The organism is Bacillus sp. SIMBA_005 (assembly GCF_046535585.1).
Classification (GTDB): Bacteria; Bacillota; Bacilli; order Bacillales; family Bacillaceae; genus Bacillus; species Bacillus pumilus.
On record NZ_JAWRWI010000616.1, the window covers coordinates 1 to 262 of the forward strand.

Genomic DNA, 262 nt, shown 5'->3' on the forward strand with positions numbered 1-262 from the left:
GGTCGACCGGATCCAGCGGGCTGCGCGTCGCCGGTGTCGCCAGCGCGATCGCCGCGGCGATGTCGAGCCCGGCCGGCTTGTGCAGCAGCAGCGTCGCCGGCTCCGTGTCGCCGAGCCGCGCGCCGGGCGCGAGCACGACGGACTCGTCCTCCACCGGATGCTGCGGCGCGTCCACGACCTCGCCCTCCACTAGGACCCAGCCGCCTTCGATGTACTGGCGCGCGTCCGCACGCGAGCAGTCGAGCAGGGCGGCGAGGTGCTT

Annotated in this window: 1 protein-coding gene; it reads right to left on the reverse strand. The window is 74.8% G+C overall.

The features are described 5' to 3' along the window. Positions 1 to 262, reverse strand: a 262-nt coding sequence (locus SB660_RS21545; RefSeq protein ID WP_410584449.1) for a S4 domain-containing protein, incomplete at both ends; no start/stop codon positions are given.